The organism is Staphylococcus sp. EG-SA-17, from assembly GCF_017151845.1.
GTDB lineage: Bacteria > Bacillota > Bacilli > Staphylococcales > Staphylococcaceae > Staphylococcus > Staphylococcus aureus.
Genome location: NZ_JACVZO010000124.1, coordinates 1 through 385, shown reverse-complemented (window position 1 = coordinate 385; position 385 = coordinate 1). Strand labels below are relative to the sequence as shown.

The following is a 385-nucleotide window of genomic DNA, read 5'->3' as shown; positions in this document are numbered from 1 at the left end:
ATGATGCTTATGAACCAACAACAGATGGTGTAACGAAAGATCATGGCACACCAACGACAGCAGATGATGTAACAGGAGCAGTAACAATCCCAGATTATCCAGCAGATAAAGAACAACCAACAATTACAGTGGATGATGCAACACAATTACCAGACGGTAATACACCAGGTAAAACAGAAGTAGATGTGACAGTGAAATATCCAGATGGTACGGAAGATCACATTAAAGTACCAGTAACAGTAGGAGAACAAGCAGATAATGATGCTTATGAACCAACAACAGATGGTGTAACGAAAGATCATGGCACACCAACGACAGCAGATGATGTAACAGGTTCAGTGACAATCCCAGATTATCCAGCAGATAAAGAACAACCAACAATTAC

At 40.5% G+C, this 385-nt stretch carries 1 protein-coding gene; it reads left to right on the top strand.

Annotated features, from left to right (window positions below; genetic code table 11):
* The coding region (locus tag IDG65_RS14365; protein WP_274611366.1) for a Rib/alpha-like domain-containing protein at nt 1-385 on the top strand (385 nt) is incomplete at both ends.